A 20,641-nucleotide genomic window follows, 5' to 3' on the forward strand; every position below is an offset into this window, starting at 1 on the left:
GAACGGATCGGGCCCAACTGGCTGGAGCAGGAGTTCCGGCACTTTCTCATCGCTCTGGGCGGTGGCATTTTGCTGGGCGCTGTTCAGCGATGCGCCGGTTGCTCACGCCTGAGGCATGAAGCCTGCCCGAGCCGGAACATCTGGCTCGGGAGGAACATTTTTGGAGCCTTCAGGCGATTTTCCGGGTGGCTTCCTGGTGGAGGATTTTTTCAACCTCTTCCGCTGAGAGGTTTTCCTTCTTGAGCACGGCCTTGGCCAGGGCCTCAAGCTGACCCCTGTGCTCGGTCAGGAATTCGATAGTGTCAGCTTCCATAGCCAGAAGTTCTGACTGGATTTCAGCATCAATCAATTCCGCCATCTTTTCGCTGTACTCCCGATGCGAGCCCATTTCGCGGCCCAGGAATACGTGTTCCTCCCCAATACTCAGGCCCACAGGGCCGATCTTTTCGTTCATGCCCCACTGGCCGATCATGCGGCGGATCAGTTTGGTGGCTTCCTTGAGGTCGTTCTGGGCACCGGTGGTCACTTCTCCATAGATGATTTTTTCCGCCGAACGCCCGCCAAGCATCACCTTGATGCGGTCTCTGAGATAGCTTTCGGAGTAGTTGTAGCGATCTTCAGTTGGCGTTTGCTCAGTGACGCCCAAAGCCATGCCGTGGGGAATAATTGTTACCCGGGTGAGCGGGTCGGCCTTTGGCATGTAATAAGCCATGATGGCGTGACCACTCTCGTGGTAAGCCACCACTTCCCGTTCTTCCGGCGACAGCCTTGCGTCACGCTTCTCACCCAGAACGATGCGGTCGCGGGCAATCTCGAAACACCGGGCCGTGACTTCTTTCAGGTTTTCCCGGGCGGCTGTCAGGGCTGCTTCGTTCACCAGGTTTTTCAGGTCGGCGCCGGAAAAACCAATGGTGCGGGCCGCCAGTTGCTCCAGGTCAACATCGGCTGCCAGGGGCACTTTGCGCACGTGTACCGCGAGAATGGCATCCCGTGCATCCTTGTGTGGAAGATCCAGGGTAATCTTCCGGTCAAAACGGCCAGGCCGGAGCAGGGCGCTGTCCAGAACATCCGGGCGGTTGGTAGCGGCCAGTACGAGAATATTTTCGTGGGATTCGAAGCCGTCCATTTCGGTAAGAATCTGGTTCAGCGTCTGTTCCCGCTCATCGTGCCCGCCACCCAGGCCCGCGCCCCGGGAGCGGCCAATGGCATCCAGTTCATCGATAAAAATCAGCGCCGGTGCTTCCTTGCGGGCATTCGCAAACATGTCCCGAACCCTTGAAGCGCCCACGCCCACAAACATCTCAATAAACTCTGAAGCGCTGATGCTGAAAAACGGCACTTCCGCCTCTCCGGCAATAGCGCGGGCAAGCAGAGTTTTCCCGGTGCCTGGCGGGCCGACAAGAAGAACGCCTTTGGGCATGGAAGCTCCCAGAGCCCTGTATTTACCCGGCGATTTCAGGAAGTCGATAATCTCCGCAATCTCCCGCTTGGCCGATTCGATACCGGCTACGTCATCCAGGGTTGTGGTGGAGGTTTCTTTTATCGCCCGGCGGGCTTTCGACCGGCCGTAATCAAACATGCCACCGCCCTGGGTCATGCGCTTCTGCGCAGATCCCCAGAACCAGTACATCAGGCCCAGCAACAATATCCAGGGCAGGAAGCCGCGAATCAGCTCCTGCCACCACAGCAACCCCGAAGGCTGGGCCCGGATAGTGACATCGTGAGCCTCCAGCAGAGTCAGCAGTTCCGGGTCATCCATGGGTGGCCGGGTGGTGTTGAACCCGGGGCTTGAGCCCTGGGTAGCATCATCAGAGCTAAAAGACGCGCGCCCCTGGTCGTTGAACAGGCCGGTAATATTCTCTTCCCTGAGAGTTACCTCGGAAACCTGATCGTTTATAACAGCGGTTTTGAATTCAGAGTACGCCAGTTCCTGAAGCTTGGGGGCGCCGCTGTCCTGCAGCCACATGAAGGCCAGGAATATGGCCGCGCTGAGCCAGAGAAAGGAATACTGCTTGGGTATTTCCGGTTTCTGGTCAGTCGGTGGGGACTGCTTTCCCGGATTGTTTGAGTTGGTCATTTCGGTCTCCGGTCACCCTCCATGATTTTGGCAACGAAAACTGATTTCCCATAGGTCTCGAAAGACCACTTCATGGTATCCGAAAGAACGGCCATAACTTCATCGTACTCACCGAAAATTTCTGTGCCCATACGACCGGCAACAACCTGCAGGCCGGAGTCTTCCAGTCGGGCGATCAGATCCCAGATAGGCTGTTTGTAGTCATCCTTGAGGGGGTAACAGCTCAGTTGTACTGACAGGAACATAAATGCCTCCAGTTTTCGTACTCAACAATTTATTGCTCAATGGCGCCAGCATCAGTAGCCCATGGCCGAGGAAGTGCTGCGCCGCGGGTCTGCGCCACCGTACAAAGTGCCGTCTTCTCCGACCATGATACTCTGAATGGCCCCCATAGCCGAATTGGTGACCACTTTATGGCCGCGGCTCTCCAGCAAACGCACAGTGTCCCTGCTGATACCCTGCTCGATTCGTATCTCATCCGGGAGCCATTGGTGATGGATGCGGGGTGCGCTGACGGCGGTTTGTATGTTCATGCCGTGGTCAATCACGTTCATGATGACCTGCAGGGTGGTGGTAATAATTCGCGAGCCCCCCGGGCTGCCGGTTACCAGGAAGTTGCGATCGCCCTTGCGAACAATGGTAGGCGACATGGAGCTGAGCATGCGTTTGCCGGGTTCCACTTTGTTGGCTTCGCCGCCAATCAGGCCGTAGGCATTGGGCACACCCGGTTTGGCGCTGAAATCATCCATTTCGTTGTTGAGCAGAAAGCCCGCGCCCTTCACGGTAATCCCCGAGCCGTAACTGAAGTTGATGGTGTAGGTATTCGATACTGCATTGCCCCATTTATCAACCACTGAAAAGTGTGTGGTCTCCGGGCTTTCGTAGTTTGCCGGCTGCCCGGGGCGAACTTCGCTTGCGGGGCGGGCTTTGTCCGGCTTGATACCTTGCCGTAATTTCTCTGCGTAGGATTTGCTGGTCAGGCCTTTTAAAGGTACGTCCACATAATCCGTATCGCCCAGGAACTCTGAGCGGTCGGCATAAGCCAGCTTCATGGCTTCGGCCATATAGTGAATGGTGGCAGCCGAGTTATGGCCAAGTTCCGGGATCGGAAAACCTTCAAGAATGTTCAGTATCTGCACAATATGCGTGCCGCCAGAGGAGGGCGGCGACATGGAGTAGATGTCATAACCCCGGTAGTTTCCGTGTACGGGCGTACGCACAACCGGCTGGTAGGCCTCAAGATCCTGCCGGGTTATGAGGCCTCCGTGCCGCTGCATCTCTTCAACAATCAGTCGTGCAGTTTCGCCCTGATAAAAACCTTTTACGCCATCATCGGCAATGCGCTGCAGGGTATCTGCAAGTTCCGGCTGGCGAAAGCGCTCACCGGGCTGCCAGGCAGAACCGCCTTCCTTATAGAAGGTCTCAAGGGTTGCCGGCCAGCGTTGCAGTCTTTCCCGCGCCTGTTGCAGGCCTTCGCTGAAACGCCGGGGAACAATGAAACCTTCCCGGGCAAGCTTGATGGCAGGCGCCAGCGCCTGCTTCAGGGAAATAGTACCGTGGCGTTCCAGCGCCATAGCCAGGCCGGCAACTGTGCCCGGAACACCTGCCGCCAGGTGGGTAAAGCGGCTGCGGTCCTTTACCACCTCTCCGGATTCATCCTGATACATGGTTTCGGTGGCCCCCGAGGGGGCTTTTTCCCGGTAATCTATGGCTTCCGGCTCAGAGCCGTCGCCTTTGGAAATCAGCATAAAGCCGCCGCCGCCGATGTTTCCCGATCTTGGCTGGGTAACCGCCAGTGCAAAACCGGCAGTTACTGCGGCATCCACTGCGTTTCCGCCGTCCTGCAGTACTTTCAGTGCAACTTCGGTAGCCAGGGTGTGACTGGTCGCGACCATGCCATTACGGGCACTGGCGGGATGAAACCGCTCGCCCTCCAGAATGGCCTGGCTGAAAACCGGCGTTGCCAGTGTTGTGAGGCATACTGTCAGGCTTGCCATCAGGGCGAACGTGCGCAGGCTGCCTGAGCGTGCAGTGAATCGCGCTTTCCATGTTTGCTGGTGCAGGTCTCTGTCCATGTCTCCATTCCTCGTTTCTGATGTTCAGATAGGCTATGATAGCCCGTCATTTTAAAGGGTGCGTACCGCTAACGCCGATTCCTGTTCGGGCTGCCGTTTCCGGCACTGGTTCCCGGTGCACCTGCTTTCCCGTTTGTCAGTTAAGGAAAGGCTTTCATGGAGCATACCTATCGTCTTGTGATTTCCTGCCCGGACAGGGTTGGAATTGTCGCCAAGGTGAGTAATTTTCTATCGACTTACAATGGCTGGATCACGGAAGCGAGCCATCATTCGGATACCTACACTGGCTGGTTTTTCATGCGCCACGAGATCAAGGCGGAGTCTATCCCGTTTGGTCTGGATCAGTTCCGTGCCGCATTTGCACCGATTGCCCGTGAATTCGATATGCACTGGCACATTGCCGATTCCGCCCGGCCCAAGAAAATCATCCTGATGTGCAGCAAGGAGTCCCACTGTGTGGCCGACCTCCTGTACCGCTGGCACAGCAACGAAATCAACGCAGAAATTGTTGCGGTTATTTCCAATCATGATGATTTGCGCCGCATGGTGGAGTGGCATGAAATTCCATACCATCACATTCCGGTAAGCAAAGAGAATCGTGAAGAGGCGTTTGCCCACATCGACGAACTTTTCCAGAGCTACGAGGCCGATGTGGTGGTGCTGGCGCGTTACATGCAGATTCTGCCAGCAGATCTGTGCGCAAAATATGCTGGCAAGGTGATCAACATCCATCATAGCTTCCTGCCGTCTTTCGCCGGTGCGCGGCCATATCACCAGGCATACAGCCGCGGGGTGAAGCTGATCGGGGCTACCTGCCATTACGTCACCCAGGACCTCGATGAAGGGCCAATCATCGAGCAGGACGTTATCCGCATTACCCACAGCGATTCCATTGAGGATATGGTGCGCCTTGGCAAGGATGTAGAGAAAAATGTTCTCGCCCGGGGATTGCGCTCGCATATTGAGGATCGCGTGATTACCTACGAAAACAAGACCGTGGTATTTGATTAAGGCTGCCTCACAGATGCCCCTGAAAGGGCGCGACTGTGGTAGAATTGGCGGTTTGTTGAAGAATAAATACGGGGCCGGGAAGCGGCTCTGAAACGACTTCCAGATAACGCAAAGGAACCTTTCTCGATGGGTGAATTAGCCAAAGAGATCCTGCCGGTCAATATTGAAGATGAACTGAAGCAGTCTTACCTGGATTACGCCATGAGTGTAATCGTAGGGCGGGCGCTTCCTGACGTGCGGGATGGCCTCAAGCCGGTTCACCGTCGTGTTCTGTTCGCCATGTCGGAACTGAACAACGACTGGAACAAGGCCTACAAGAAGTCTGCCCGTGTGGTGGGTGATGTTATTGGTAAATACCACCCGCACGGTGACTCTGCTGTTTACGACACCATCGTTCGCATGGCCCAGCCTTTCTCCCTGCGGTACCCGCTGGTAGATGGCCAGGGCAACTTTGGGTCTATCGACGGTGACAACGCGGCAGCCATGCGTTACACCGAAATCCGCATGAAGAAAATTGCACACTCTCTGCTGGCGGACCTCGAGAAAGAAACCGTAGATTTTGTTGATAACTACGATGGTACAGAGCGCATTCCCGAGGTTATGCCCACCCGGGTGCCCAACCTGCTGGTGAACGGCTCATCCGGTATTGCTGTGGGCATGGCGACCAACATTCCGCCCCACAATCTGACCGAAGTGGTTAATGGCTGCCTGGCGCTGATTGATAACCCGGATCTTACCTGTGATGAGCTGATGGAGTTCATTCCGGGCCCGGATTTTCCAACCGAAGGCATTATCAATGGGCGTGCGGGCATCGTTGAAGCCTACCGCACCGGCCGGGGCCGCATTTATATTCGCGCCCGCCACGAGATTGAAACCGATAAAAAGACCAATCGTGATGCCATTATCATCACCGAGTTGCCGTATCAGCTGAACAAGGCACGTCTGATCGAGAAGATCGCCGAGCTGGTGAAAGAGAAGCGTCTGGAAGGTATTACCGAGCTGCGGGACGAGTCCAACAAGGAAGGTATCCGCGTTGTTATCGAGCTGCGTCGTGGTGAAAACCCGGACGTTGTTGTTAACAATCTGTTCAAGCATACCCAGTTGCAGACGGTGTTCGGCATCAACATGGTTGCGCTGATCAACGGCGAGCCGAGGACACTGAATCTCAAAGAGATGCTGGATGCGTTCGTGCGTCACCGCCGTGAAGTGGTGACCCGCCGCACCATCTTTGAGCTGCGTAAAGCCCGTGAGCGTGGCCATATTCTTGAAGGCCTGACCGTTGCACTGGCCAACATCGATGAAATGATCGAGCTGATCAAGGCCTCTCCGAGCTCAGTGGAAGCCAAAGAAAAGCTGATGGCCCGCGGCTGGGCGCCAGGCGATGTCATGGCGATGCTTGAGCGTGCCGGGGAGGATGCCTGCCGCCCGGACGATCTGCCAGAAATCTACGGCCTGCGCGATGGCCTGTACTTTATGTCGCCGGAGCAGACCCAGGCTATCCTGGACATGCGTTTGCACCGTCTGACTGGTCTGGAAACTGAAAAGCTCCAGAACGAGTACAAGGAAATTCTTGAGAAAATTGCCGGCCTTCTGGAAATCCTCGGTGATCCGGACCGGCTGATGCAGGTTATCCGTGAAGAACTGGAAGCGGTAGTAGAAGAATTTGGTGATGAGCGTCGCACGGAAATAACCAGCTCCCAGCGCGATCTCACGATTGCCGATCTGATTGATGAAGAAGAACTGGTGGTAACCATCTCCCACAGTGGTTACGCCAAGACCCAGGCGGTTGAGGATTACCAGGCCCAGCGCCGTGGTGGCCGTGGCCGGGCAGCAACCTCCATGAAAGACGAAGACTTTATAGAAAAGCTTCTGGTTGCCAACTCCCACGACACCATTCTGTGTTTCTCCAACCGTGGCAAGGTCTACTGGCTGCGTGTGTTCGAGATACCCCGGGCCAGCCGCGCATCCCGTGGCCGGCCGATGGTTAACATTCTGCCGCTGGATGAGGGTGAGCGCATTACCACCTTCCTGCCGGTTCGGGATTACCCGGAAAACCAGTTTGTCCTTATGGCAACGTCTGCGGGTGTGGTCAAGAAAACCCCGCTTCCGAACTTCTCCCGCCCGCGCAGCAGTGGCCTGATTGCCCTGTCTCTGGATGAAGGCGATACCCTGATTGGTGCAGCCATCACGGAAGGTGATGCGGAAATCATGCTGTTTTCCTCCGCTGGCAAGGCCGTTCGCTTCAGTGAAGCAGAAGTTCGCCCGCTAAGCCGAACTGCCCGCGGAGTACGTGGTATCAGAATGCCGGAAGGCCACCAGGTGGTCTCCCTGATCATTCCTCAGGAAGGTGGTGTTATTCTGACCGCCAGTGAGAATGGTTACGGCAAGCGCACCGCCATTGATGAGTTCCCGACATACAGCCGTGGCAGTCAGGGCGTTATTGCCATGCAGTGCTCCGAGCGTAACGGCAACCTGGTGACTGCTTTGCAGTTATTCGAAGGCGACGAGATGATGCTGATTTCCGATAAGGGCACGCTGGTTCGTACCCGCACGGATGAAGTATCCATTCTTGGCCGGAACACTCAGGGCGTACGCCTGATCAGGTTGAGCCAGGAAGATGAACGCCTGGTCGGTGTGGAGCGGATTGCCGAAACCGACGAAGACGACATCGACAATGTGGATGCTGGAAGCACGGGTGCAGAAAGTACGGATACCGAAGGCCAGGATGCTTCAACAGACGATAACGGGAACAGCAGTTCGGACCAGGATGCTGGCGAGGAATAAGCCAGCATTACCGGGCACCATATCCGCAAGACTTGAGAGACCACAGGAATATGAGCAGGGCGTATAACTTTTGTGCAGGTCCGGCAACCTTGCCGGAAAGCGTGCTGGCACAGGCACGGGATGAAATGCTGGACTGGCGCGGTACAGGCATGTCTGTGATGGAAATGAGTCATCGCAGTGACGATTTTATGGAAATTGCCGAAACTGCCGAGCGGGATCTGCGTGAATTAGCAGGAATATCAGATGATTACGCTGTACTCTTCATGCAGGGTGGAGCTTCCAGTCAGTTCTCCACCATCCCCCTGAACCTGCTTGGGGACAAGGCTTCTGCGGATTATGTCAACACTGGCATCTGGTCGAAAAAGGCCATTGCCGAGGCAAAACGCTACGCCGATGTAAATGTGGTGGCCAGTTCCGAAGATACCGGCTTTGTCAGTATTCCGGATCAGGCATCCTGGCAGACCAGCGCCGATGCGGCATATCTGCATTACACACCGAATGAGACCATCGGCGGCCTGGAGTTTGATTTTGTTCCCGATAGCGCGGGCGTGCCCCTTGTGGCAGACATGTCTTCTACCATGCTGTCGCGCCCGCTGGACGTATCGAAGTTCGGGCTTATCTACGCCGGCGCCCAGAAGAATATCGGCCCTTCCGGGCTGGTTGTGGTCATCATCCGGAAAGACCTTCTGGGCAAAGCCCGCAAGGAAACGCCGACCATGATGAACTATCAGGTGATTGCCGATAACGGCTCCATGTACAACACGCCGGCAACCTACTCCTGGTACCTCTCCGGCCTGGTATTCAAGTGGCTGAAAGCCCAGGGTGGCGTAAAAGCCATGGGTGAGATGAACCGCAGAAAAGCGGAGAAGCTGTACGGTTTTATCGACGCCAATGAGTTCTATGCCAACCCCATTGACCGGCGCTTCCGGTCCTGGATGAACGTACCTTTTACCCTGCGGGACGATGCTCTGAACAGCGCTTTCCTTGAGGGCGCCAACGCCCGCGGATTACTGAACCTGGCCGGGCACCGCTCCGTGGGGGGCATGCGCGCCAGCATCTACAATGCCATGCCGGAAGCGGGCGTGGATGCGTTGATTCAGTATATGAAGGAATTTGCGAAGGAGCAGGGCTGATCATGAATGATGAGCAAGTCCGCCTTGGAGAACTGCGGGAAGAAATAGACAAACTTGATCAGAAGATCATGGAACTGATCAGCGCCCGCGCCAAATGCGCCCAGGAAGTGGCCCATGTGAAAATGGCGGCAAATCCGGGAGAAGACGTGTTTTTCTATCGCCCGGAGCGGGAAGCGCAGGTATTGCGCCGTATCAAGGAGGCCAACCCCGGGCCTCTGCCCAGCGAGGAAATGGCCCGGCTGTTTCGCGAGATCATGTCGGCCTGCCTGGCGCTGGAAAAACCCATGCACATTGCTTTTCTCGGGCCCATCGGCACCTTTACCCAGGCGGCAGCCCTTAAACACTTCGGGCACTCTGTTGTCAGTGTGCCCCTGCCGGCGATTGATGCCGTTTTCCGCGAAGTGGAATCCGGTGCCGCGCATTATGGTGTGGTGCCGGTTGAGAATTCCACGGAAGGCATGATCAATCACACGCTGGACATGTTCATGTCCTCACCGTTGAAAATCTGCGGCGAGGTGCAGCTGAGAATTCATCATCATCTGCTGGTGTCACCGGATTTCCGGGATCTTGAAATCACCCGTATCTATTCGCATCAGCAGTCGTTTGCCCAGTGCCGCCAGTGGCTGGACACCCACCGTTATGGTGTTGAACGGGTAACGGTTTCCAGTAATGCCGAAGCAGCTCGCCGGGCGGCGCAAGAGCGAGGATCTGCAGCGATTGCCGGCGATATGGCTGCAGAGCTTTACGACCTGGAGAAGCTGGCGCACAGTATCGAAGACAGGCCGGACAACACCACCCGGTTCCTGATCATCGGTCGTGAAGAGGTGCCACCCAGCGGCCATGACAAATCGTCGATACTTGTCTCCATGAGAAACAAGCCGGGCGCGCTGTATCAGTTGCTGGAGCCGTTCCATAGCCATGGAATCAGTCTTACACGAATTGAAACCCGGCCATCCCCCAGTGGCACCTGGGCCTATGTGTTCTATATCGATTTTGAAGGCCATATGGACGATGATCGGGTGCGTAAAGTGCTTGCCGAAGTAGATGAAGAAGCTGTTGAACTCAAGCGCCTGGGTTCCTATCCCATTGGTGTTCTCTAGCAGCAGTCTGGCCGGCGGGAGCAGTATTTGTTCAGGATTCGCTATCAGATAGTTTGAGGAAGGTATATGTCCATTGATTATCAGGGTCTTGCGGTAAAAGGCGTTCAGGCTTTGTCTCCCTATCAGCCGGGTAAGCCAATCAGCGAACTTGCCCGTGAACTGGGCCTGAATCCATCCGAAATCATCAAGCTCGCGAGCAATGAAAACCCTCTCGGGCCCAGTGAAAAAGCGGTTGCTGCAGTGGAGCATGCGTTGACAGATCTGTGTCTGTATCCCGATGGCAACGGCTTTGAACTGAAACAGAAATTATCCGCGCGACTGGGTGTGGGCGCTGACCAGATTACACTCGGAAATGGGTCCAACGACGTGCTCGAAGTGATTGCACGTTGTTTCGCCGGTAGCGATTCCGAAGTTGTGTTTTCCCAGTACGCTTTTGCCGTTTACCCTCTGGTTACCCAGGCAATTGGTGCCACGCCGGTTACTGTGCCTGCCAAAGACTGGGGGCACGACCTGGACGCCATGGCGGCAGCAGTGACAGAGCACACCCGGCTGGTATTTGTGGCCAACCCGAACAATCCTACGGGAACCGTTCACGACGCAGACGCTATTGAAGCGTTTCTGGGGAAGATTCCTGAAGACGTACTGGTGGTTCTGGATGAGGCCTATTGTGAATACATGACCGGAAAGAAAGACCCGGACGGTGTTGCCCTGTTGAACCGCTTTCCCAATCTGATCGTGTGCCGAACCTTCTCCAAAGCCTGGGGCCTTGCCGGCCTGCGCGTCGGCTACAGCCTCAGTTCACCGGCCATCGCCGACATACTGAACCGCGTGCGCCAGCCTTTTAACGTTAGCTCTGTGGCACTCGCCGCCGCCACTGCAGTGCTGGATGACGAAGACTACCTGCAGCGTTCCCGGGCGGCCAATGCAGCCGGACTGAAGCAGCTCGAAGAGGCCTTCGACCAGATGGGGCTTCGGTATATACCATCGTCCGGAAACTTTATCGCCGTTGAGGTAGGGCCCCAGGCTATGGGTGTCTACCAGGCGTTGCTCGCACACGGTGTTATTGTGCGCCCCATTGCAGGTTACGGCATGCCCAACCACCTTCGGGTCACGGTGGGTTTGCCTGCAGAAAACGAACATTTTATTGACGCGCTCTCCAAAGCGCTGGCGGCAGCAGGGCAGGGAGCCTGAGGTGTTATCGCACAAACCGCTTTTTCAGCGTGTTGCCATCATCGGGCTGGGCCTGATCGGTGGTTCGCTGGCCGGCGCAATACGGAAAAACAACCTGGCGCAGGAAGTGGTTGGCGCAGATCAGAGAAAAGACGATCTTTTACTGGGGCAGTCCCTGGGTGTGATTGATACCGTTGCGGAAACCACCAGCGAGGCGGTGCGTGGTGCTGACCTTGTTGTGCTGGCCGTGCCGGTACAGGCGACCCGCAAAGTGCTGGAGGAAATACGCCCACACCTTGCCGCCGACGCCATTCTTACCGATGTGGGCAGTACAAAGTCCGGTTTCGTGAAGGACGTTGAAGCGGTGTTCGGGGAGTTTTTACCCTGTGTCATTCCCGGGCATCCCATTGCCGGGTCCGAGCGCAGCGGTATCCGAGCAGCTAATCCGGAGTTGTTCAGTAACCACAAGGTTATACTGACGCCACCTGATAACGTTTGCCCGGTTCATCTGGGAAAGATCCGGGCCTTGTGGGAGGCCTGCGGCGCCACCGTGCTCACCATGTCGGTGGCGTATCACGATGAAGTATTGGCAGCGACCAGCCACTTGCCCCATCTGATTGCCTTTTCGCTGGTGGATACACTGGCCGGCGAAGACGAGAATATGGATATTTTCCGGTATGCCGCAGGCGGATTCCGCGATTTTACCCGCATTGCCGCGAGTGATCCGGTTATGTGGCACGATATTTTTCTCTCCAACCGCGACGCCGTTCTCCGCGTGATTGACCATTTTACCCAGGATTTGGACCAGCTGCGTACAGCGATTGCTGAGCAGGACGGTGCGACCCTCTTGCGGGTATTCAGTCGTGCCAAGGCAGCGCGCGAACATTTTTCAAAAATGCTTTCAGGACAGGCTTACGTGACAACTAACAGTGAAAATCAGGTGACGTTCCGGCTTCAGCCCGGTGGCTCAGTAACCGGTGACATACGGGTGCCCGGCGACAAATCCATTTCCCATCGCTCGATTATGCTCGGGGCCCTCGCTGAGGGAGTAACGGAAGTAAAGGGTTTTCTGGAGGGTGAGGACAGCCTCGCAACGCTGCAGGCATTCTGCGACATGGGTGTTGCCATCGAAGGGCCGGATAACGGTTTTGTTCGCATCCACGGCGTCGGAATGCATGGGTTGCAGCCCCCCCATGGACCCATCTATCTGGGTAACTCAGGAACCGGTATGCGGTTGTTCGCCGGTTTGCTCGCAGCACAACCTTTTGAGTCCGAGCTTACCGGGGACGCAAGCCTTTCCGTTCGCCCAATGAACCGGGTCGCCGACCCGTTGCGGTCTATGGGTGCCGTTATCGACACGGCGGAAGGCGGTCGCCCGCCTCTGAAAATCAGGGGTAGTAAAGACAGGAAACTTACCGGTATCCATTATGATATGCCGGTAGCCAGCGCCCAGGTGAAATCCTGCCTGTTACTCGCTGGTCTTTACGCAGAGGGCACCACATCTGTTACCGAACCGGCGCCAACAAGGGATCACACCGAGCGCATGCTGACTGGCTTTGGTTATAAAGTAGAACGTGACGGCCCCACCGCCAGTGTTACCGGTGGTGGCAAGCTGACAGCCAGTGAAATAGATGTTCCTGCCGATATTTCATCCGCCGCATTTTTTCTGGTGGCGGCCAGCATTGCGCCGGGTTCCGATCTGGTTTTGCGCCATGTGGGCATGAATCCGACTCGGGTGGGCGTGATCAATATTCTGCAACAGATGGGTGCGAATATTGAAATCATGAACAAGCGTGAAATCGGCGGCGAGCCAGTTGCTGACCTGCGTGTGCGCTCTGCGAAGCTGAAAGGTATTGATATTCCCGAAGACCAGGTGCCGCTGGCCATTGACGAATTCCCGGTGCTGTTTATCGCTGCGGCCTGCGCCACTGGCCGCACGGTTCTGACCGGTGCAGAAGAGTTGCGGGTAAAAGAGAGCGACCGCATTCAGGTGATGGCCGATGGCCTGGCGGCGCTTGGAGTGGAAACGACGGTGACCGCGGACGGCATAGTTATTGAAGGTGGCCAGACCATTAAGGGTGGTACCGTCCACAGCCATGGCGACCACCGTATCGCCATGTCGTTCGCGGTGGCTTCCCTGCGGGCCACCGGAGAGATCGAAATAAATGATTGCGCCAATGTGGCAACGTCGTTCCCCGGCTTTGTGGAACTTGCGAAACAAACCGGCATCAATATCTCAGCCGAAACAGCTGAACGTGTTGCTGCAGGTGCGGATCAGGGAGTTCATTGATGTCAGAAGGCAAAGCGCCAGTCATTGCTGTTGACGGGCCGGGCGGGTCAGGCAAGGGGACGGTCACCCAGATGCTGGCCCGGAAACTGGGCTGGCACCTGCTGGACAGCGGCGCGCTTTACCGGCTGACTGCGCTGGCCGCAATGCGCCAGAACGTATCCCTGGATAATGAGCCAGAGCTTGCGCGCGTTGCTGCATCACTGGATGTGGCCTTCGAGCCAACACCTGAGGGTGAGCCTGCAAGGGTGATTCTTGCAGGGGAGGATGTTACCTCCGAAATTCGTACGGAAACCTGTGGTAATAACGCGTCGCGTATTGCCGTGATGCAGCCGGTTCGGGATGCTCTTTTGCAGCGCCAGCGAGACTTTCAGCAAGCACCGGGGCTGGTTGCGGACGGTCGCGATATGGGCACCGTTGTGTTTCCCGATGCGGCCGTTAAGATTTTCCTGACGGCCAGTGCCGAAGAGCGTGCGCGGCGGCGTTTCAGCCAGTTGAAGGCTGCGGGAGTCGATGTTAGTATTGACGCCCTTTTAGAGGAGATACGGGCTCGTGATGAACGGGATATGAACCGCTCTGCAGCCCCCCTCAAACCCGCAGATGATGCGCAAGTCATTGATTCTACGGGGTTGAGTATACAAGAGGTGTTAGACAGGTGTATGGCCGCAGCAGGCCAGGCCTGACTGCACCTTTTTGTCGTTGAAATGCCGGAAACAGCGAAATTTGCCAGCCGCTGGCTGATTCCGGAACTTATTAACAGACCGTGTTGCTGGCGGCACGGAGCGTACTTGCGTTGAACCTATAGGACTCATAATGAGCGAGAGCTTTGCGGATCTTTTTGAAGAAAGCCTGAAAGAAATTGACATGCAACCAGGTTCCATTGTCCAGGGAACCGTAGTGGATGTTGATAGCGACTGGGTCACAGTTAACGCCGGACTGAAGTCCGAAGGCGTTATCCCCGCCTCCCAGTTCCTGAATGAAAAAGGCGAGTTGGAAGTAGCTATCGGCGACGTTGTCGACGTAGCACTGGATGCCGTAGAAGATGGTTTCGGTGAAACCCGTCTTTCCCGTGAAAAGGCCAAGCGCGCTGAAGCCTGGAAGGTACTCGAGAAGTCCTTCGAAGCTGAAGAAGTGGTCAAAGGTATTATTAATGGCAAGGTCAAGGGTGGTTTCACTGTTGATCTGGCTGGTATTCGCGCCTTCCTGCCGGGTTCCCTGGTAGACGTTCGCCCGGTCCGCGACACTGCGCACCTGGAAAACAAAGAGCTCGAATTCAAGGTTATCAAGCTGGACCAGAAGCGTAACAACGTGGTTGTTTCCCGCCGCGCGGTTCTGGAAGCTGAAAACAGCGCCGAGCGCGAAGCTCTGCTCGAAACCCTGACCGAAGGCCTGGAAATCAAGGGTATCGTCAAGAACCTCACCGACTACGGCGCGTTCGTAGATCTGGGCGGTGTTGACGGCCTGCTGCACATTACCGATATGGCCTGGAAACGCATCAAGCATCCGAGCGAAATCGTAAACGTTGGCGATGAGATCAACGTCAAGGTTCTGAAGTTCGACCGTGAGCGTAACCGTGTATCCCTGGGTCTGAAGCAGCTGGGTGAAGATCCCTGGGTTGATATCAAGGGTCGTTACCCGGAAGGTACCAAGGTTACTGCACGTGTAACCAACCTGACCGATTACGGTTGCTTTGCTGAGCTGGAAGAAGGCGTTGAAGGCCTGGTTCACGTGTCCGAAATGGACTGGACCAACAAGAACATTCACCCCTCCAAAGTCGTTCAGGTTGGCGACGAGGTAGAGGTGATGATTCTGGACATCGACGAAGAGCGTCGTCGCATCTCCCTGGGTATCAAGCAGTGCGTATCCAATCCATGGGAAGATTTCTCCAGCAACTTCAACAAGGGCGACCGTATCTCCGGCAAGATCAAGTCAATCACTGACTTCGGTATCTTCATCGGTCTGGACGGTGGCATTGATGGGCTGGTTCACCTGTCTGACATCAGCTGGAACGAAACTGGCGAAGAAGCCGTTCGCGAATACAAGAAGGGCGACGATGTTGAGACCGTTATTCTCTCTGTTGATCCCGAGCGTGAGCGCATCTCCCTGGGTATCAAGCAGCTTGAAAGCGATCCGTTCGCAGAGTTTGTTCAGCTGAACGACAAGGGCTCGATCGTTAAGGGCACTGTGTCTGCCGTTGATGCCAAGGCAGCCACCATCGCGCTGAACGACGAAGTTGAAGCCGTGCTGAAGGCCTCCGAAATCAGCCGTGACCGTGTTGAAGACGCGCGTAACGCACTGAAAGAAGGTGAAGAAGTCGAAGCGAAGATTATCAGCATTGATCGCAAAAACCGCATTATCAACCTGTCTGTCAAGTCCAAGGACGTTGAAGACGACAAGCAGGCTCTGGACAATGTGCGCAGCAAAACTGCAGAGACTTCCTCCGGTGCGACCACCATTGGTGATCTCATCAAGGAACAAATGCAGCAGCAAAACGCCAACAAGGACTGATCTCCGGTTGGTACGAAAAAAAACGGGCTCTAAGAGCCCGTTTTTTTTGTGTTTTTTTTTGATTTGGCTAAACTGGGAAGATGGGAATTCGGCAACCAATGGCCGAATAAAAAAGAAAAGAGGGAAGTGCCTCATGACAAAGTCCGAACTGGTCGAATTAATTGCCTCGAAACAAACACAACTCTCGGTAAAAGACGTTGAACTGGCGGTAAAAACAATCATTGAGCATATGTCCCAGTCACTTGCCAATGGGCAGCGAATCGAAATTCGGGGCTTTGGCAGTTTTTCCCTTCACCATCGAGCGGCCCGCACCGGTCGGAACCCGAAAACCGGCGAAGCCGTGCAGTTACCCGCAAAGTATGTTCCTCACTTCAAGCCCGGAAAGGAACTGCGTGAGCAGGTGAATGACAGTTTGAAACAGGGGTTTTAAGCTGTTTATCCCTGAAACTGGACATCTATAATTCGGGCACTTATTAGCGTTTGGGAGAGCTAAGGCTATGGCAGGATTACAGAAAATCCTTTTGATTCTGTTGGTACTGGTCCTGGTGTTGCTGGCGCTCGTGTTTTCCCTGAATAATCAGATGGCGGTTGCTCTCAACTTTCTGGTGTTCGAGACCCAGCCCCACGGTGTTGCCGTCTGGATCATCATGTCTTTTGTTATCGGTGCGTTGGTGGGTGTTCTGATGACCTTGCTGGCTACCTTTCGCACGTCGGTTTCCCGTCGCACCCTCCAGAAACGACTTGATCGCGCCGAGCAGGCATTGGAGAAATCCAGGGCCCAGAACGACCGGGCTATTTAATGGATATAGTATTTCAGTGGCTACTGTTAACTATTGCAGTCGCCGTTGGTTGGTCGGTTGGCCGTTTTGGCGGCGGGCGTAACCAGACCCGAACCAGGATTGCGGATGAGGACTCTGTAAAAGACAGGCTGCAATTCCTGTTCACGAACTATTCTGATCAGGCGGTCGATAACTTTGTACAGTCACTGGCCGTCAACAAAGATACTGTAAGTCTGCATCTGTCTATTGGCCGGCACTTTCGCAACAAGGGTGAAACGGACCGGGCCATCCTGGTTCACCAGAACCTGCTCGCAAGACCCGAACTCCCGCCACGGTTTTCCCCCCAGGTAACACTTGAACTTGCCATGGATTTTCTCAACGCCGGCTTGCTGGATCGAGCGGAAGCACTGTTGCAGCAATTGATGGGTGATCGTGAGTACGGTCGCAAAGCGGCGCAGCAACTGATTGATCTTTACCAACAGGAACGGGAGTGGGGCAAGGCATCTGATGTTGCCCGAACCCTAGTCAAAAACGATGCGGATCCCGCCATGTACAAGGATCTGGCCTATCTGACCTGTGAGTTGGCAGAGAAGGCCCTTGGCAAGGATGATCGCTGGGCTGCCCAGAAACTGGCGAAGGAAGCGCTGGACTATGACCGTTCCTGTGTTCGTGCCACTCTGATACTGATGAAAATTCTGATTCGCCAGGGCAATTATCGGGAAGCAGGCAACCAGGGCCTGAAGGTATTTGATCAAAACCCGGATTTTGGACCGGAAGCGATCGATCGCCTTATGAAGCTGGAGCATGAGCACGGGGATATCGGTCGGCTGGTAAAAAAATTACGCAAGCTGTACGAGGCTTACCCGAGCACCAGCCTGTTGCTGGCTCTGGTAGAATCGGTTGAACGAGTTTCCGGTCGCCCTGCCGCTATTGATCTGCTGCGCCAGGAACTGGAGATACGCCCCAGCGTAAGGGCTCTCTTGCGGCTGGTGGAAATGGCAGGCTATGAAAAGGGCATGACGACCGATGAAGGCCGGCTGGTTAGCCGTATCGGTGTTCTGATACTTGCAAACAGGCCGGTTTACCGCTGTGTAAGCTGCGGTTTTTCCGGTCAGCAACTGCACTGGCTGTGCCCAAGCTGCAAACAATGGGAAACCGTTCGCCCGATTCAGGGCGTTGAAGCTGAATAAGATTGTTCAAGGTTCTCCATTACCTACACTCTATTACCGACATCCCCGTAGGACATTTTAACGTGCAAACTTCTAGCGACCCCAAGATCATCGTGGCCCTCGATTTTCCGTCTGCAACCCCGGCACTGGAGCTGGTAGACAAGCTCGACCCTGAAAAATGCCGGCTGAAGGTGGGCAAAGAACTCTTTACCCGTTCCGGTCCGCAGCTTGTTGAGAACTTGCACCGGAAGGGCTTTGACGTGTTTCTGGATCTGAAATTCCACGACATCCCCAATACGGCTTCAGCGGCCGTGGCTGCGGCTGCGGACCTGGGCGTCTGGATGGTGAACGTGCACGCCTCGGGCGGCGGAAAAATGATGCTGGCCTGCCGGGAGCGGCTGGATACCTTTGGCGCGGACAAACCTTTGCTGATCGCCGTGACGGTTCTCACCAGCATGGGCGCTGAAGATCTCGCCGGAATCGGTATAACCGATTCACCGGAAGCCCAGGTGTCGCGACTGGCAACACTAACCCGAAACTGTGGCCTGGACGGCGTAGTCTGCTCCGCACAGGAAGCCCCAAAACTCAAAGCAGAGCAGGGCATCGACTTCAAGCTGGTCACCCCCGGAATCCGTCCCTTAACCGCCGGAAAAGACGACCAGCAGCGCATCATGACCCCCAGCGACGCCCTCAAGGCGGGCTCCGACTACCTGGTTATAGGCCGGCCTATAACCCAGGCGGCTGATCCTCTGGCGGCGCTTGAGGCTATTCATGCTGAGGTTATGGGGCTTTAGTTTGGTTTTCTTGGTCTTGCTATGACCCTAGCCTTGTGGCTTTGGTGCAGGGAATGGTGGGGGCACCCTCCCAAAAACCGCTACGAGCACGTCCATGTGCGCTTGTCTTCGGCCATCCTTGGCCTACGACATTTTTGGGAGGGTGCCCCCACCATTCCGCTCGGTCTTCTCAGTTATCGCTTTAAAAACGGAACTTAACATCATTGATATCCATTTGATGGTGCCAGCCACCCCTATCTCCCAAGCCAGGCAGGCTAGGGTCCAAACCAAAAGTCCACGAACAAAAACGAAAAAACCCGCTAACTCAGAGAATTAGCGGGTTTTAGAATAGTGGCTCCCCGAGCTGGGCTCGAACCAGCGACAAACGGATTAACAGTCCGGTGCTCTACCAACTGAGCTATCGGGGAACGTCGTCATGTGACGAGGCGCGTATATTAAGATTACGCCACCGCCTCGTCAACCCCTTACCGAAGTTTTTAGCCCAGAGCCTTCTGCAAACGCTCAATGGCCTTTTCCAGATTGTTCATGCTCGTTGCGAAGCTCAGGCGCATGTGGCCGGGGCAACCGAACGCAGAGCCGGGAACCAGCGCAACGCCGGCTTCGCTTAGCAGCTTCTCTGCGAACTCCACATCGTTGCTGACAGTGGAGTCTGCATCAATGGCGCTCTGGAAACTCGGGAACACGTAGAAGGTGCCGTCGCCTTTGAGGCATTCAACACCCGGCAGCTTGTTCAACGCGTCTACCAGCCAGTCGTGGCGCTCTTTGAACGCCTTGACCATCTCACCGACACATTCCTGCGGGCCATCCAGAGCAGCCTGTGCGGCGGCCTGGGAGATGGAGCAGGGGTTAGAGGTGCTTTGGGACTGAATCTTCTTCATGGCCCCGATGATCTTCGCCGGGCCAGCGGCATAGCCGATACGCCAGCCAGTCATTGAGTAGGCCTTGGATACACCGTTCAGAACGAAAGTACGCTCATAAAGCTCCGGAGTAGCGTTCAGAATGTTGCAGAACGGCTTGCCGGTCCAGAGGATGGGCTCGTACATGTCGTCGGTGGCGATCATGATGTTCGGGTGCTTTTTCAGCACCTCGCCAATCGCCTGCAGCTCTTCCATGGTGTAAGCCATGCCGCTGGGGTTGGACGGGCTGTTGATCACGAACAGGCGGGTGCGCTCGGTGATGGCGTTTTCCAGCTGCTCCGGGGTGATTTTAAAGCGGGTTTCAGCACCGGTTTCGATGATTACCGGCTTGCCTTCAGCAACCAGCACCATATCCGGGTAGGATACCCAGTAAGGCGCGGGGATAATCGCCTCGTCGCCGGCGTTCAGTGTAGCCAATGCAAGGTTGAAAAAGCTCTGTTTGCCACCACTTGATACCAGTATCTGGTTGGCTTCGTATTCCAGGCCGTTGTCCCGTTTGAACTTCGCAATAATTGCTTTCTTCAGGGCCGGCGTACCATCAACAGCGGTGTACTTTGTCTGGCCGTTTTTGATGGCCTCTATGGCTGCCTGTTTGATGTGATCCGGAGTGTCGAAGTCCGGCTCGCCGGCACCCAGGCCGATGATATCCCGGCCTGCTGCGCGCAGTTCAGCGGCTTTGTTGGTGACTGCGAGGGTGGGAGATGGCTTGATTGCCTGTACTCGGCTGGAAAGTTGAAGGTCCAAACTTGCGCTCCTTGAAAGCTGCGTCTGATAGGTCCGTGACCGGCGGGGTGTCTGAATCCTTGCCTTTTGGCGGCTGATTTTCGCCCAGCCGTC

16 protein-coding genes and 1 tRNA gene are annotated in these 20,641 nt (G+C 55.6%); 12 read left to right on the top strand and 5 right to left on the bottom strand.

Features of this window, described 5'->3' with window-relative positions; all coding sequences use genetic code 11:
- Window positions 1–169 precede the first annotated feature (169 nt).
- Genes ftsH through ggt form a run of 3 tightly spaced genes read right to left on the bottom strand, consistent with a single transcriptional unit; the run spans window position 170 to window position 4,152 of the window.
- Window positions 170–2,077, bottom strand: a complete 1,908-nt coding sequence (gene ftsH, locus CDH48_RS07630; protein ID WP_100688151.1) for an ATP-dependent zinc metalloprotease FtsH — start codon at window positions 2,075–2,077, stop codon at window positions 170–172.
- Window positions 2,074–2,322 carry a YkoF family thiamine/hydroxymethylpyrimidine-binding protein gene (locus tag CDH48_RS07635; protein ID WP_100688152.1) on the bottom strand — a complete coding sequence of 83 codons (249 nt, stop codon included), beginning with the start codon at window positions 2,320–2,322 and terminating at the stop codon, window positions 2,074–2,076. The genes ftsH and CDH48_RS07635 overlap by 4 nt, the downstream gene beginning before the upstream one ends.
- 51 nt (window positions 2,323–2,373) lie before the next feature.
- The gene (gene ggt, locus CDH48_RS07640; protein WP_100688153.1) at window positions 2,374–4,152 is read right to left on the bottom strand and encodes a gamma-glutamyltransferase; all 1,779 of its coding nucleotides are present in this window, start codon (window positions 4,150–4,152) and stop codon (window positions 2,374–2,376) included.
- A gap of 156 nt (window positions 4,153–4,308) precedes the next feature.
- Between ggt and purU the strand changes: the two genes are divergently transcribed.
- The 12 genes from purU to pyrF all read left to right on the top strand — a co-directional run bounded on the left by purU (window position 4,309) and on the right by pyrF (window position 18,887).
- Window positions 4,309–5,163, top strand: a complete 855-nt coding sequence (gene purU / locus CDH48_RS07645; protein WP_100688154.1) for a formyltetrahydrofolate deformylase — start codon at window positions 4,309–4,311, stop codon at window positions 5,161–5,163.
- A gap of 126 nt (window positions 5,164–5,289) precedes the next feature.
- Window positions 5,290–7,947: a DNA gyrase subunit A gene (gene gyrA, locus CDH48_RS07650; RefSeq protein WP_100688155.1), complete on the top strand. Its 2,658-nt coding sequence runs from the start codon at window positions 5,290–5,292 to the stop codon at window positions 7,945–7,947.
- Between the two features lie 50 nt (window positions 7,948–7,997).
- Entirely contained in the window at window positions 7,998–9,080 is a 1,083-nt protein-coding gene (gene serC, locus CDH48_RS07655; protein WP_100688156.1) for a 3-phosphoserine/phosphohydroxythreonine transaminase, read from the top strand.
- Between the two features lie 2 nt (window positions 9,081–9,082).
- Window positions 9,083–10,180: a prephenate dehydratase gene (gene pheA / locus CDH48_RS07660; protein ID WP_100688157.1), complete on the top strand. Its 1,098-nt coding sequence runs from the start codon at window positions 9,083–9,085 to the stop codon at window positions 10,178–10,180.
- Window positions 10,181–10,246: 66 nt separating this feature from the next.
- Complete coding sequence (gene hisC, locus CDH48_RS07665) at window positions 10,247–11,371, top strand: histidinol-phosphate transaminase (protein ID WP_100688158.1); 1,125 nt, start codon at window positions 10,247–10,249, stop codon at window positions 11,369–11,371.
- A gap of 1 nt (window position 11,372) precedes the next feature.
- Window positions 11,373–13,640: a bifunctional prephenate dehydrogenase/3-phosphoshikimate 1-carboxyvinyltransferase gene (locus CDH48_RS07670; RefSeq protein ID WP_100688159.1), complete on the top strand. Its 2,268-nt coding sequence runs from the start codon at window positions 11,373–11,375 to the stop codon at window positions 13,638–13,640.
- The gene (gene cmk, locus CDH48_RS07675; RefSeq protein WP_100688160.1) at window positions 13,640–14,320 is read left to right on the top strand and encodes a (d)CMP kinase; all 681 of its coding nucleotides are present in this window, start codon (window positions 13,640–13,642) and stop codon (window positions 14,318–14,320) included. Before CDH48_RS07670 ends, cmk begins: the two co-directional genes overlap by 1 nt.
- Window positions 14,321–14,450: 130 nt before the next feature.
- Window positions 14,451–16,145: a 30S ribosomal protein S1 gene (gene rpsA / locus CDH48_RS07680; protein ID WP_100688161.1), complete on the top strand. Its 1,695-nt coding sequence runs from the start codon at window positions 14,451–14,453 to the stop codon at window positions 16,143–16,145.
- A gap of 133 nt (window positions 16,146–16,278) precedes the next feature.
- Window positions 16,279–16,575, top strand: coding sequence for an integration host factor subunit beta (locus tag CDH48_RS07685; RefSeq protein ID WP_100640373.1), 297 nt, complete (start codon window positions 16,279–16,281; stop codon window positions 16,573–16,575).
- Window positions 16,576–16,642: 67 nt separating this feature from the next.
- Window positions 16,643–16,945 carry a LapA family protein gene (locus CDH48_RS07690; RefSeq protein WP_100688162.1) on the top strand — a complete coding sequence of 101 codons (303 nt, stop codon included), beginning with the start codon at window positions 16,643–16,645 and terminating at the stop codon, window positions 16,943–16,945.
- Window positions 16,945–18,114 (top strand): lipopolysaccharide assembly protein LapB, encoded by a 1,170-nt coding sequence (lapB, locus tag CDH48_RS07695; protein ID WP_100688163.1) that lies wholly within the window; start codon window positions 16,945–16,947, stop codon window positions 18,112–18,114. Before CDH48_RS07690 ends, lapB begins: the two co-directional genes overlap by 1 nt.
- A gap of 62 nt (window positions 18,115–18,176) precedes the next feature.
- Window positions 18,177–18,887, top strand: coding sequence for an orotidine-5'-phosphate decarboxylase (gene pyrF / locus CDH48_RS07700; RefSeq protein WP_100688164.1), 711 nt, complete (start codon window positions 18,177–18,179; stop codon window positions 18,885–18,887).
- 331 nt (window positions 18,888–19,218) lie between these two features.
- Here pyrF and CDH48_RS07705 read toward each other — a convergent pair.
- Window positions 19,219–19,294, bottom strand: a tRNA-Asn gene (locus tag CDH48_RS07705).
- A 69-nt stretch (window positions 19,295–19,363) separates the two neighbouring features.
- Window positions 19,364–20,548 (bottom strand): pyridoxal phosphate-dependent aminotransferase, encoded by a 1,185-nt coding sequence (locus tag CDH48_RS07710; RefSeq protein ID WP_100688165.1) that lies wholly within the window; start codon window positions 20,546–20,548, stop codon window positions 19,364–19,366.
- Window positions 20,549–20,641 lie beyond the last annotated feature (93 nt).

The organism is Marinobacter aromaticivorans, assembly GCF_002806975.1.
In the GTDB taxonomy this organism is placed as follows: Bacteria; Pseudomonadota; Gammaproteobacteria; order Pseudomonadales; family Oleiphilaceae; genus Marinobacter; species Marinobacter aromaticivorans.